Raw genomic sequence first — 12,139 nt, forward strand, 5'->3', positions numbered from 1 at the left:
GCTAAAAACCATTCCCGAAACAAGTGCATTTCCCTGCCGAGCAACGCTTCATCATAAAGTGGCAGTCCAGCTGCGGAAATCTGCTGAATTTTTAGCAATTCGGTAAAAGCCAAGGCGTATAACGGGTCAGCGCTATCTTTATTGAGCCCGCTATGCAGCAGTTGATCACCAAAATCTTCCAGCAGCAGAAACCCTTGTTGCAGATCCTGGGCCAGAAGTTTCGGCACTCGTACACCTGCAGCAAGCCACTGCTGTGCAATAGCAACAAAAGGCCCGCAGTCCTCATGCTCAGGTGGAGCATCCATCACAATAACAGACTGATTCTGGGCTCTCACTCTGAAATAACGTCTGAAACTGGCATCACCCGCCACCATTTCCAGTCTAAAATCTGTATTAAGCTCCAAACCAGAGCCTGTTATTTGTTCAGCTACCCAGTTTTTCAGCGCCAGTTGTCGCCTTCCCATTCGTTGTCCTCTAGCACTTGCCCTAGTTAATGCTTTATTATGCAGTGCTTAATAGTACTAGACTCACGGGCAGCAAGAAACTCTGCCTGACTCGCTACCGGACTGCGACCTGATGCCTTTTAAAAAACATAGCGCTTATCAACTAACCCTTGCTGTGGCAGCTATCCTCTGCGCGCCCCCTGGTGGCGGCACAAACGGATGAGCGCCTGTGGGTATGTAACCTGCTGCCTAATGGTGAATGGGACTGTGAAGTTAATGAACTTCTTATGGATGCTCAGTCGGCAGAACCTTTGACACCTGAGCCACGCAGGGTATCAACACCAGAGCCAACTCCAACTTCGGCTCCAACTCCAGCTCCAGTTCCAGACAGATCAGCTGAGCCCATCAGTCCGCGTGACCCCGTAAGTCCACCTGAATCAGAATTAACCACACTAACACCTGAGCCCGATACGGCCCGAACCTTTCCGGCAGAATCAGCCTCACCAGCCCCTGAAGCAAGTCAACCAGGCAGATCGATAACCACTGAGCAAACGGCTCGCGCTCGCTCAGCTGATGCCTGGGACTGTACAATTGGCGCCGATGGCAACTGGTCTTGTGCGCCAGGTAATCGCCAGGCTGTCAGTGTAGCCGAGCTGGGTCGATTCAATGCAGCCCAACCCGGTGCTTCCGGGCTGTTAATAAATAATCCCTATGCCCACCTTGATTGGTACCCTTACTCCAGTAATGAGGCCGCTGTATGTAGCGGGCGCTACGTCGAACCGGATATTGATTACCTGCAAAGTGAACTGACGCCAGGCGAACAAGCTGTTTATGCTGAGGCGGACCTTTCCAGTGCTGACCTGCAAAGCGGTCTGGCTCGCCTGACAGGTGGGGTTAAACTACAGCAGGGAAGTCGCCTGTTCACCAGCCGCTATGGCGAAGTAGATAATGAAGCCAATACCGCATTTCTAGAAGGTGATGTCACCTTTAGAGAGCCTGGACTACTCCTGGTCGGACAGCGCGCAGAGACCAACTTTAACACCGGTGTATCCAGTTTTTATGCATCTGAATATATTGTGCATGCAGAACATCTGCGAGGATCGGCAACAACTATCACACGCTATGATGACAACCGCATACGTCTGGAATCAGGTGCTGTCACCTACTGCGAACCTGGCAATAACGCCTGGTCAATCGGATCAGGCAATATAGTACTCCATCCTGACAAGGGCTATGGTATAGCCACACATGCCACTTTCAGAGTTGCAGACATACCTGTGTTCTATATGCCCTGGTTCCGTTTTCCGATCGACAGTCGGCGCCAATCCGGTTTTCTGTACCCCAGTATCGGGATTTCCAAAAGTGATGGTTTGGACTTCAGCATTCCCTACTACTTTAATATAGCGCCCAATATCGACGACACATTGACACTTCGCTACATCGAGAAGCGCGGCTTACTGCTGGAAAATGAACTCAGATACATGAATGACTGGTCTCACAACATGTTGAGCCTTGGCTACTTGTCTGGTGATGATAAGCTGGATGGTGAAAACCGCTGGTTGGCAGGCTTCAATCATCAAGCACACCCGGTGATCGCTGGGAAAGCCAGATTGATTTCACTAAAGTGAGTGATAATAACTATTTTTCCGATCTGGGAACCTCACTGGAAATTCAGCGTGAAGACCATTTGAATCAACGCGGGCAGCTACGTTACCTGGGAGATGGCTGGCAATTTCTCGCCAACCTGCATCAATACCAGACCATCAATGATAACGTTTCATCGCCCTATCAACGCACACCACAACTCTTGCTAACCGGGAATGAAAGCCTAAGCGAGAAAGCAGCACTGAGCTATTCGGCAGAATATGTACGTTTTGAGCGTGATCGAAAAGATTTTTTTAGCAACTCAGCAGACATTCTCCGCACAGATGCCCAGCGCGTGCACTTCAGGCCTTCGATAACACATCGTAACAGCCGCCCCTGGGGCTTTATGAACTCCGAACTGACCCTGTGGCACAGCAACTACGATTTTGACTTCCCAACAGGGGCCGATACCTCAAACATCCCTGACTCGGTCACGGCGGGTATCGCCAGCATTGACTCAGGTCTTTACTTCGATAGGGACTTCACCCTTGCTGATAGTGACTACTCTCAATCACTTGAACCACGTTTGATGCTGCTGCATGTGGAAAAAAACAACCAACAGCCAACGCTTGATAGTTTCCGCTATTTTGATACATCACAATTAAGCTTCAGCTACAACAATCTGTTTGATCGCTATGGCTGGAGTGGTAATGACCGGGTTTCAGCCACATCACAAGCAACAATAGCGTGTCTTCAGCCTCTATGATCAACGCGGCTTTGAGAAAGCCCGCCTTGCTGTCGCTCAAGCCTATTACGCCACAGACAGGCAAGGCAATGATCTGCGCCCAGGCGATATTAACGGTGATGAGTCCAGCTCCAACCTGGCATTACTGGCGCAGTGGAATATCACCCCGGCACTTCGCTTACGTCACGACTCTGAAATTGATCGTGACAGCTTCAGCCTGGAAGAGCAGAACTATCGGCTAACCTGGCAACCTGATGATGAAAACATGTTCTATTTCAGTTACCGTGACAGAGTTAACTCAGCCATTGCCGGGGGAGAAAGAACACGTCAATCGGACATAGCTTTCAGAAACCAGATCAACCCACAGTGGGGTGTTATAGGGCGCTGGCAACACGACATAGCCAATCGGCAGCGATTGGATAGCCTGTTGGGGCTGGAATACGGAACCTGTTGCTGGAAAATGCGTCTGACAGCCAGAGAATGGCTGAAATCGTCCAATACCCGTGGTTCCACAGCAGAATATGACCGCGGTGTGTTTTTACAGTTTATCCTACGCGGTTTGGGTTCGTTTGGTGACGACGGTGGTCGTAGCCTCATTGAAGAAATAACCGGTTTTAGAGAGAAAGATCATGATAACTTCTGATAAATGGCTGATCAGTCTGTACTGACCTTTGTGCTGGTAGCTTTGTTTTCACTGCACACGCAGGCACAGCAGCTGGACAGAATTGTCGCCGTCGTTAACGACGATATTATTATGAAAAGTGAGCTGGACCAGCGCACCCGACTAATAACCGAACAGATTCAGGGTCAGGGAGTACAAGTACCGCCCGCCGATGTATTGCGCCAGCAAGTGCTGGACCGTCTGATTCTGGACAGCCTGCAGCTGCAGATAGCCGAAATACAAGGGTTACGTATCTCCGACCGTCAACTGAATGAAACACTGGAAGCCATTGCGGCTCAGAATGGGCTGACTCTGCCAGAGTTTCGTGAAGCACTGATTGCCGAAGGGCAGGATTATGCGCAAGCTCGGGAGCAGATTCGTCGCGAACTTTTAGTTAGCCAGGTGCAACAAAGCAATGTCAACCGCCGCATACAGGTATCAGAACAGGAAATTCGCAATTTTCTTAACTCAGATGCGGCCCAACAACGCCAAGCTGAGTTTCTGCTGAGCAACATTCTGATTGCACTCCCCTCTCAAGCCTCACCCGATATAATTCAGGAAGCCGAGCGTAAAGCGGAGGAGATCTATGCCACACTGACAGATGGTGCAGAGTTTGCGGACACGGCGGTGTCTGTATCCAACGCCCCCAATGCACTCAACGGTGGTGATCTGGGCTGGCGTAATCAGAGTGAACTGCCGGAAACATTGGCGGCTGCAATCGCAAACTTGCAACCCGGTGATATCAGTCGTCCGATACGCACACCGGGTGGATTTCACATTCTTCAGGTTAGAGACCGCCGTGGTGGAGACGTAACCCTGGTCGAGCAAACACTGGTCAGCCACATTCTACTCACACCGAATGAAATTCGCTCAGACGAGCAAACGCGTACCCTGGCATACGATCTGGCTAGCCGAATCCGTGATGGCCAGCCCTTTGAAAATCTGGCACGCCGCTACAGTGATGATCCAGGCAGCGGATCACAAGGCGGGGATCTGGGCTGGACTCAGGAAGGCCAGATGGTACCGGAATTTGAGCAGGTCATGAGCAGTACGGCCGTTGACCAGATATCCGAGCCCTTCGAATCACGCTTTGGCTGGCATGTACTCTGGGTCAGAGACCGTCGCACACAAGATATGTCTGCCGAAATGATGGAAAACATGGCTCGAAATACCATCAGTCAACGCAAATATAATGAAGAACTGGATAACTGGCTACGGGAATTACGCTCACAAGCCTATGTTGAAATCCGGAATCCAGGATAACACGCCCAGTGGTTTTGCTACGCTTTGCAGTCACTCCAGGTGAACCCGCTGGTATAGGTCCGGACCTGTGTGTGCAACTCGCGCAAACAGCCTGGCCACACCAGCTGATTGTTTTCGCCGATCCCACTCTACTGCGCACACGCGCTGAAGAGCTGGGCCTGCCCTTGCTGCTAAGCGAGTGGCAAGGGGAACAGGACAACAGGCTGATGCAACCAGGAGAGCTATTGGTTTATCCTGTATCCATGAGTGTTCCAGCCAAGGCAGGCACACCTGATGTTCGTAATGCCCATTATGTCCTGGAAACACTGACACTGGCCACACAGCACTGCCAGCAAGGTAAACTGGATGCACTGATCACCGCACCGGTTCACAAAGGCATCATCAATGATGCAGGCTTCCCTTTCACCGGACACACCGAGTTTCTGGAAGCTCTGACCGGCACCCCCAAGGTGGTCATGATGCTGGCCACAGAGGGGTTAAAAGTGGCCCTGGCGACTACTCACCTGCCACTGAGAGCTGTAGCCGATGCCATTACCCGCCCCCTGCTGGAAGATGTTATCAGTATCTTGTTACAGGATTTACGCCAGAAATTTGGCATTTCCCAGCCACGTTTACTGGTTGCCGGACTTAACCCCCATGCCGGAGAAGGTGGACACCTGGGCGATGAGGAGCTGACCACCATCACCCCGGTATTAGATGCGTTTCGCCAACGTGGTGAGCTGATTCAGGGGCCCTTACCAGCCGACACCCTGTTCAACGAGAAGTATCTCAGCCAGGCCGATGCCGTGCTCGCCATGTATCACGATCAGGGATTACCCGTGCTCAAGTACAAGGGCTTTGGCCAAGCTGTTAACATTACCCTGGGGCTACCGATTATCCGTACATCAGTCGATCATGGTACCGCATTTGACCTGGCCGGTAGTGGCAAGGCCGATACCGGCAGCCTGATTACTGCCATTAATTATGCTGCACAGATGGCCTCAGCTCGCCATTCAGCATCAGACACAGCTTAGGAACTCATGAGTAAAAAACCGGTAGGCCACAAAGCCCGCAAACGTTTTGGTCAGAATTTTCTTCAGGATCAGGGTGTTATTCAGCGTATTATCCGCGCCATATCCCCCCGCCCCACTGACCACCTGGTGGAAATTGGTCCGGGACTGGGCGCACTGACAGAAGAAATTCTCAACGCAGCCGGTGATCTTGATGCCATCGAACTGGATCGTGATCTGGTACCGATTCTGCGCACCAAGTTTTTTAACTATGCTGAGCATTTTCGCGTCCATCAAGCCGATGCGATGAAATTTGACTACACCTCACTATGTGATGATCAACGTCCACTGCGTATCGTCGGCAACCTGCCTTACAATATTTCCACACAGCTGATTTTTCACCTGCTAAGCTATAATCAACACATAGCTGATATGCACTTTATGCTACAGAAAGAGGTGGTGGAACGCCTGGCAGCCAAAGCTGGCGAGAAGCACTATGGTCGACTGAGCATCATGTCACAATATTATTGCCAGGTTGAAAACCTGTTTCTGGTACCACCAGAGGCCTTTAATCCAGTCCCAAAGGTTGACTCCGCTATCGTGCGCCTGACACCCCATAAGCAGCTACCCCTGGTGGCCAAAGATGTGGATCAGTTACAGTCTGTGGTTAGAACGGCTTTTAATCAGCGCCGCAAAACACTGCGTAATAACCTGAAAGAGCTGATCAGTGCTGAAGCACTCGAATCACTTGAGATTAATCCGGGAGAACGTCCCGAGCGCCTGACACTGCAGGAATTTATCCGCATCAGTGACTTTCTATGTGACCAAGAAAAGGAATAACCAGCGTTTATGAATAGTAAATCTATGGGTGAAAACATGCACATTTCTATCGCCACCGCTTACCTGCATGAGCAGTCTGACCCGGATGCACACCGCTATGTTTTTTCTTATCACATTACCATCACCAACCAGAACCCCATTCCGGTTCAGTTGATCAGCCGCCGCTGGGTTATCACTGATGGCAACGAGCAAATACAGGAAGTCACCGGTGAAGGTGTGGTCGGTGAGCAACCCACTATAGAACCTGGCCAAAGCTACAGCTATACCAGTGGCACCGTACTGCCAACCGAGGTCGGCAGTATGCAGGGACATTATTGTATGATGACCGATGAAACTGGTGAATTTATCGCCCCGATTCCCGCCTTCACCCTGGCACTACCGAATGCGTTACATTGAAACTTACTGAACACCAGTCGAGTATTGCTATACTCGGTTGCTGATCATTAAACAACAGAGACCGGCTATGGATTTTGCATCATTACTAGGGATTATTTCAGGCTTCGCCCTGATTATTATTGCCATCTTTCTGGGCGGCAACCCAGATGTTTTTGTCAATATTCCAGGCCTGATGATTGTAGCCGGTGGTACCATTGCGGCTACCTTGCTAACTGTGCAATTCAAAGATGTCCTGAACGCCTTCCGCGCAGCCTGGTTCGTATTCACTCGGGACAAAACCAATGCCCAGGAAATGATCGATACCATGCTGGAGCTGAGCCGTATCAGTCACCGCCATGGCCTGTTGATGCTAGGCGATATAGAAACCAACTCGAGGGTTTTACAACGCGCCTCCAACCTGCTTGCAGAAGCCGCTTCGGAGCAGGTTATTCGCAACACCCTGCAAAATGAAATCGACTCGTTGATAGGCCGACACTTCACGGTACAGGACGTTTTTCGCAAGATGGCCATGTATGCCCCTGCGTTTGGTATGCTGGGCACATTGATCGGCCTGATTCAGATGCTCAGCGCCCTTCAGGATCCGGAAACCATTGGACCGGCCATGGCCATTGCGCTACTGACCACTTTCTATGGTTCACTATTGGCAACCGTGGTATTTCTACCTATTGCCGGAAAGCTGCGCGCCAGAACACTCGCTGAAGTCACCAATCTGGAAATCATCCGCGAAGGCTGCATCAGCATTCTAACCAATGACCACTACGCACATGTGTATGAGCAATTGTCTTCTTATCTACCAGAAGCCTCACGCAAACCGCTACGTGCAGGCAAGCAAAACAAAGCACAGGAGCCAGCCAAAGCAGCGGAGAAAGCCAAGCCGCAGGATAAGAAGGCATGAGCCGCAAGCAGCAGCTACTGGAAGACAACGAAGGTCCTGGCTGGATTACCACCTTTGCTGACCTGATGACCTTGCTTCTGGTGTTTTTTGTGCTGTTATTTTCCATGTCCAGTGTCGAACATGAAGCCTTCGAAGAGGCCGCCAAATCACTGAATATCGCCCTATCTCGCGACTCTGCCCCCTCCAGCCTGATTCCGTTACTGGAACCGGCTGCCGAAACCACACGTATACCCGACCTCAATGATCCGGCCATGATTAACCGCAATGCAGAACTGGCCGATCAGATGCGCTTCCAGCAAGCCCTGGTGGACTCCATCAATGCCGAACTTGAAGAAATCGTTACCGATATCGAAGGATCTCTGGCTGAAAAAGATATGGGCAGTTGGGTTGAGATCGGCTCACCACTGGATGGAAAACTCAACCTGAAAGTCAATGCCGCCGTCATGTTTGAACCAGGCTCCGTCGAAATTCGACGTTCAATGATGCCTCTGCTCGACAGTGTTCTTGAGGTGGTCCTGGATAACCCGGGCTTCAAACTCGAAGTTCAAGGACATACGGATGATCAGCCTGTTGACACTGAACGCTTTCCCTCCAACTGGGAACTATCCGCCTTTCGTGCCACCGCTGTACTACGCTTTCTTATTGAGGGAGGACTGTCTCCACAGCGTGTTGTTGCCAGTGGATACGGCGACTCCATGCCGCTACTGCCCAACACTACTGAAGAAAACAGAGCGGCCAACCGACGCTTAGAGTTTGTCCTTGAACGGACGGAGTTACCAAGATGAAACCACTAATCTCACTTCCGGGAATCACAGACCGCGGCCGCAGAGCCTTTCGTATGACCCCAGTACAGGATGACCCGGTCAGCCTGCGGGTAAATGGCGACCTGGTTGATCTGGAAGACCTGTCAGCCAATGGTGTGGCTTTTCTCAGTGAACATGAACTCAAGTCCGGATGCTATGATGCCCAGCTTAACTTTACCCTGGGTGAGCGCGATTTCACCATCTACTGCAAGGTAGATCTGATTAGAACCCTGACAGGCAGTTATGGTGGCGAGTTACAAGACATGAGTACCATGGATGAACGCCTGTTATCCCGCTTCATCCTGGAATGCCAGAAACATGCAATATTACGCCAAAGAGAAGAATAGTTTTGCAACTGCGCAATAAACGCTTGACAGTAAAAGCCCTTCTCTGTAATATTCGTCCCACGTTGATGCGGGGTGGAGCAGTCTGGTAGCTCGTCGGGCTCATAACCCGAAGGTCATAGGTTCAAATCCTGTCCCCGCTACCAAATTTTAAGAAGGCAGATCAGTTACTTACTGATCTGCCTTTTTCGCTTATACAGATGCACTATTCCCCGCTACGGATCGATCCCCAAGGTCAAGCTGTCACACTACTGTCTGCCAGGCGATTAGCCACTCTACGCACAGCATCGATATCATCCGAGAGTAACATAGCGCGTTCTGAGCGTGCCAGTGCCATACGTGAATGTTTTCTGGCGGCCGCAGTCATCGCAGGATCACCCGCTTCAGCCAAAGTGCAGAAAGCTTTCTGCAGACGGATAGAAACCTCAACCATCGCGGCACCATCGCGGGCAATCGCTGTAAAGGCATCATCAAACAAGTCCTCAATCACGAGCTCGGGAACCACTACGCGATCATAGATAGTCTCGGGTAATTTGTCGTTTTCCAGAGGTGATTGCCAAAGCGTAAACAGTCGTATCAATGTGCCAATGACATTGATAGCGGTTCCAGGGTCATTAATACCCGGTGATAGTGCCTTATCGGCGATTTCGGACAACGCAAGTAGTCCAAGACGGGGATCGTCTTCAAAAGTACGATTTGAGCGAACAGTGAAGGCGTTCGAAAAAGCATCTGGCTTGAACGTATCACAGCCTCAAGGTGCCCTTCAATACTCAACAACGGACGTCCTGCACTTACAAAGGTGCCAGGCACGGCTAATACCATAACATAGCAATTAAGCGTTTCAGCGCAGGATTGTAACGTCTCCAGGTCAATATGCTGTACATACCCAACCCTTGACGAACTTACCAGAACCCCCTTGCTACTGGCCTGGTGCGATGAGGCTGCCAAAGCGCCCAGCGTGGGTGCATGTCGGCGGCGATCCAGGGCGTCAGCAGCAGCACTTTCCGTTTTCTCAATAGTGTTGACTACCCGGCCCAGCCGGGCAATTTTGTCCACCCAGCGCACAAAGGTGACGATGACAATAGTGAATACCAGAAGAGTCAGCACGAAAATCGCAAACAAGCCTGCCGAGTCGAATAAGTCGTTCTTGACGGCTATCAGAGAAACAATACTGAAGATGAAAGCACCGATAAACACAGATAAGGCGTTTTGAGTAACGTCATCAGCAAATACCAAAGGCAAGGAGCGAGGGGTAGCACCCGTACTGGCGGATGCATAAGCCGCAACCATGGAGCCTACGGCGAAGGTCGCAATCACCAGCATGCTGGATGCCATGATAGACAACAACGACTCCACTGACCCCTGAGTGACCTCGGGCAACACTCTGGATAATCCTGCATCATCAGCTAACATAGCGAGGAATGTACCACCAACCGAAAACACACAAACTACCAGTGGCTTGACCCACAAACGCTCTTTGATACGACTGAAAACAAAACGAAACCTGTCCAGGCTCAGCATCCGCAGGCCAGCTTGCTGATATCCCGGTGGTCTGGCAGCTTAATCAAGCTGGAGGGCCCTTATTACAAAATGACTGTATAGAGCATGATGGATGTCCCTCTCAACCAATACGGCAATAACCTTAGACATGGCGCAGGCACCTCCATAACCAGACTGGCTGCAACTTTGCGGCTAGTCGCGCTGATACATTTACTAATGAGAATAGCACCCTTCCACATATGGCGCGAACTCAGATCTTGCACAGTTCGAAGATACCGAGAGCAACCTGACAAAATGATAGCTCTGATCATCTCTAGTGTATGCCACAAGTTTTATGCTGGTCGGTCTTCAGGTGCTACGCTCATGCACCTTGTTGCCCAATAAGCGCGATAACGCACTGACCGGAGCAACGCAGGGTTTTATCCTATAATCTTATAGTGGTTCTACAAACTGGCGTCGCCAGAAGAGCACCACCTGCAGAGGTTAACATGACAACTTCAGAAAATACGATGAATATGCTCTCCGCTCAATGGAAACAGCATATGGGCGCGGCCAAAATTGCCTGGGGCAAACTTACTGATGATCAGTTGATGCAAACGTCAGGACATCACCAGAAGCTGGTTGGTCTGATAGAAGAAAAGTACAACATCACCCGTGAAGAAGCTGAAAAACAAGTGAAACTCTTCACCGAAACACATATTCGCTAACCATCTATTCGTCATTGCACTATTTACACAGTGAACTCTTTACTCAAGTGAGCCCTAACATGGTGAGATTGGAATTTTCTATTGAACTGGCGTACGAGGTACTGGATGAATCTTGTGATTTTATATTCAATATTCACCCGGCCATTACCCAGTGCCAGCAGCTTGTCAGCGAGTCGGTGACTATAAACCAGTCGGCGCAGCACAAGTTTATAGTCATCAGGCAGATGGCACACGCTATATGCGTTTACGAGGCCATGCCGGACCACTCAATGTTCGCTATGAAGGTGTGGTGGACCTGGTGCATATCGAAGCAGAACCTGATGATTTAGAAGAAGTTGAAGTCGGTGATCTGCCACTGGATGTCATCAGCTATATTTACCCAAGCCGGTATTGCCAGTCAGACCGTATGCGGGAACTCGCTAATAAGGAGTTCGGCAACATGGTACCAGGCTATGCGCGTGTACTTGCCATCAAGGATTGGGTCAATCAACGCACCAGGTTCACCTCTGGCAGCTCAGCGGAAAGTACCTCCGCCATCGACACTCTGGCCGATCAAGCAGGCGTGTGTCGTGACTTTACCCACCTGATGATTACCCTGTGCCGCGCGTTGAATATTCCGGCTCGATTTGTCTCCGGTATCGACTATGGCTCTGATCCGGCGCTGGGACCCCCAGATTTCCATGCCTATGTTGAGGTATATCTCAGTGGCCGCTGGTATCTTTTTGATCCGAGTGGCTTATGCCCAACCATGGGACTGATGCGGCTTGGAACCGGTAGAGATGCGGCTGATGTCTCATTTGCCACGGTATTCGGTTCGGTGACCTCCTCAACCGTGCGCATAGCCATTGACGCTATCGTGGATTCAGAAGAGGACTTAAGACTACCGGCACACCAAACCAAGGTACTATCAACCGCCGATATACCTGTCACCCATTACCACCTGATACCCCACTAATAATCTAAATGTGC

12 protein-coding genes, 1 tRNA gene and 3 pseudogenes are annotated in these 12,139 nt (G+C 50.6%); 13 read left to right on the plus strand and 3 right to left on the minus strand.

The window, feature by feature from the left end; translation table 11 throughout:
* Nucleotides 1-464: pseudogene (locus tag LH51_RS00115) on the minus strand (phosphotransferase); the annotation flags it as partial.
* Between the two features lie 149 nt (nt 465-613).
* Between LH51_RS00115 and LH51_RS00120 the strand changes: the two are divergent.
* The 11 genes and pseudogenes from LH51_RS00120 to LH51_RS00170 all read left to right on the plus strand — a co-directional run bounded on the left by LH51_RS00120 (nt 614) and on the right by LH51_RS00170 (nt 9,109).
* Nucleotides 614-2,071, plus strand: a complete 1,458-nt coding sequence (locus tag LH51_RS00120) for a putative LPS assembly protein LptD (protein WP_036518589.1) — start codon at nt 614-616, stop codon at nt 2,069-2,071.
* Complete coding sequence (lptD, locus tag LH51_RS23230; RefSeq protein ID WP_036518592.1) at nt 2,068-2,793, plus strand: LPS assembly protein LptD; 726 nt, start codon at nt 2,068-2,070, stop codon at nt 2,791-2,793. The genes LH51_RS00120 and lptD (LH51_RS23230) overlap by 4 nt, the downstream gene beginning before the upstream one ends.
* 52 nt (nt 2,794-2,845) lie before the next feature.
* Nucleotides 2,846-3,415, plus strand: a pseudogene (lptD, locus tag LH51_RS23235) (LPS assembly protein LptD); the annotation flags it as partial.
* A 3-nt stretch (nt 3,416-3,418) separates the two neighbouring features.
* Nucleotides 3,419-4,696 carry a peptidylprolyl isomerase gene (locus tag LH51_RS00135; RefSeq protein WP_036518600.1) on the plus strand — a complete coding sequence of 426 codons (1,278 nt, stop codon included), beginning with the start codon at nt 3,419-3,421 and terminating at the stop codon, nt 4,694-4,696.
* Nucleotides 4,697-4,704: 8 nt separating this feature from the next.
* On the plus strand, nt 4,705-5,709 hold the full coding sequence (gene pdxA, locus LH51_RS00140; RefSeq protein ID WP_036518603.1) for a 4-hydroxythreonine-4-phosphate dehydrogenase PdxA: 1,005 nt from the start codon (nt 4,705-4,707) through the stop codon (nt 5,707-5,709).
* A 6-nt stretch (nt 5,710-5,715) separates the two neighbouring features.
* Nucleotides 5,716-6,525: a 16S rRNA (adenine(1518)-N(6)/adenine(1519)-N(6))-dimethyltransferase RsmA gene (rsmA, locus tag LH51_RS00145; protein WP_036518605.1), complete on the plus strand. Its 810-nt coding sequence runs from the start codon at nt 5,716-5,718 to the stop codon at nt 6,523-6,525.
* A 9-nt stretch (nt 6,526-6,534) separates the two neighbouring features.
* Nucleotides 6,535-6,921 carry a Co2+/Mg2+ efflux protein ApaG gene (gene apaG, locus LH51_RS00150; protein ID WP_036518606.1) on the plus strand — a complete coding sequence of 129 codons (387 nt, stop codon included), beginning with the start codon at nt 6,535-6,537 and terminating at the stop codon, nt 6,919-6,921.
* Nucleotides 6,922-6,988: 67 nt separating this feature from the next.
* Nucleotides 6,989-7,816, plus strand: a complete 828-nt coding sequence (locus LH51_RS00155) for a motility protein A (protein WP_052063296.1) — start codon at nt 6,989-6,991, stop codon at nt 7,814-7,816.
* Complete coding sequence (locus LH51_RS00160; protein WP_036518608.1) at nt 7,813-8,601, plus strand: OmpA/MotB family protein; 789 nt, start codon at nt 7,813-7,815, stop codon at nt 8,599-8,601. The genes LH51_RS00155 and LH51_RS00160 overlap by 4 nt, the downstream gene beginning before the upstream one ends.
* Nucleotides 8,598-8,966: a PilZ domain-containing protein gene (locus LH51_RS00165; RefSeq protein WP_036518610.1), complete on the plus strand. Its 369-nt coding sequence runs from the start codon at nt 8,598-8,600 to the stop codon at nt 8,964-8,966. Before LH51_RS00160 ends, LH51_RS00165 begins: the two co-directional genes overlap by 4 nt.
* 66 nt (nt 8,967-9,032) lie before the next feature.
* Nucleotides 9,033-9,109, plus strand: a tRNA-Met gene (locus LH51_RS00170).
* 89 nt (nt 9,110-9,198) lie between these two features.
* Here the strand turns inward: LH51_RS00170 and LH51_RS23240 are convergent.
* Nucleotides 9,199-9,633: pseudogene (locus LH51_RS23240) on the minus strand (DUF2254 family protein); the annotation flags it as partial.
* Nucleotides 9,540-10,484: a DUF2254 domain-containing protein gene (locus LH51_RS00180; RefSeq protein ID WP_036518614.1), complete on the minus strand. Its 945-nt coding sequence runs from the start codon at nt 10,482-10,484 to the stop codon at nt 9,540-9,542. The pseudogene LH51_RS23240 and the gene LH51_RS00180, both read right to left, overlap by 94 nt.
* Nucleotides 10,485-10,951: 467 nt before the next feature.
* Between LH51_RS00180 and LH51_RS00185 the strand changes: the two genes are divergently transcribed.
* Together LH51_RS00185 and LH51_RS00190 are read left to right on the plus strand one after the other, a co-directional pair.
* A complete protein-coding gene (locus LH51_RS00185) occupies nt 10,952-11,170 on the plus strand; it encodes a CsbD family protein (RefSeq protein WP_235263342.1) in 219 nt (72 codons plus the stop codon).
* A 151-nt stretch (nt 11,171-11,321) separates the two neighbouring features.
* Entirely contained in the window at nt 11,322-12,125 is an 804-nt protein-coding gene (locus LH51_RS00190; RefSeq protein WP_200881804.1) for a transglutaminase-like domain-containing protein, read from the plus strand.
* The last annotated feature ends 14 nt before the right edge of the window (nt 12,126-12,139 follow it).

It is taken from the genome of Nitrincola sp. A-D6 (genome assembly GCF_000764495.1).
Classification (GTDB): domain Bacteria; phylum Pseudomonadota; class Gammaproteobacteria; order Pseudomonadales; family Balneatricaceae; genus Nitrincola.

Bases quoted from the DNA above. Each gene is read 5' to 3' on its own strand.
- apaG (WP_036518606.1), top strand. From the start codon at position 6,535: ATGAATAGTAAATCTATGGGTGAAAACATGCACATTTCTATCGCCACC.
- rsmA (WP_036518605.1), top strand. From the start codon at position 5,716: ATGAGTAAAAAACCGGTAGGCCACAAAGCCCGCAAACGTTTTGGTCAG.
- LH51_RS00135 (WP_036518600.1), top strand. From the start codon at position 3,419: ATGGCTGATCAGTCTGTACTGACCTTTGTGCTGGTAGCTTTGTTTTCA.
- LH51_RS00155 (WP_052063296.1), top strand. From the start codon at position 6,989: ATGGATTTTGCATCATTACTAGGGATTATTTCAGGCTTCGCCCTGATT.
- LH51_RS00185 (WP_235263342.1), top strand. From the start codon at position 10,952: ATGACAACTTCAGAAAATACGATGAATATGCTCTCCGCTCAATGGAAA.
- LH51_RS00165 (WP_036518610.1), top strand. From the start codon at position 8,598: ATGAAACCACTAATCTCACTTCCGGGAATCACAGACCGCGGCCGCAGA.
- LH51_RS00180 (WP_036518614.1), bottom strand. From the start codon at position 10,484: ATGCTGAGCCTGGACAGGTTTCGTTTTGTTTTCAGTCGTATCAAAGAG.
- LH51_RS00160 (WP_036518608.1), top strand. From the start codon at position 7,813: ATGAGCCGCAAGCAGCAGCTACTGGAAGACAACGAAGGTCCTGGCTGG.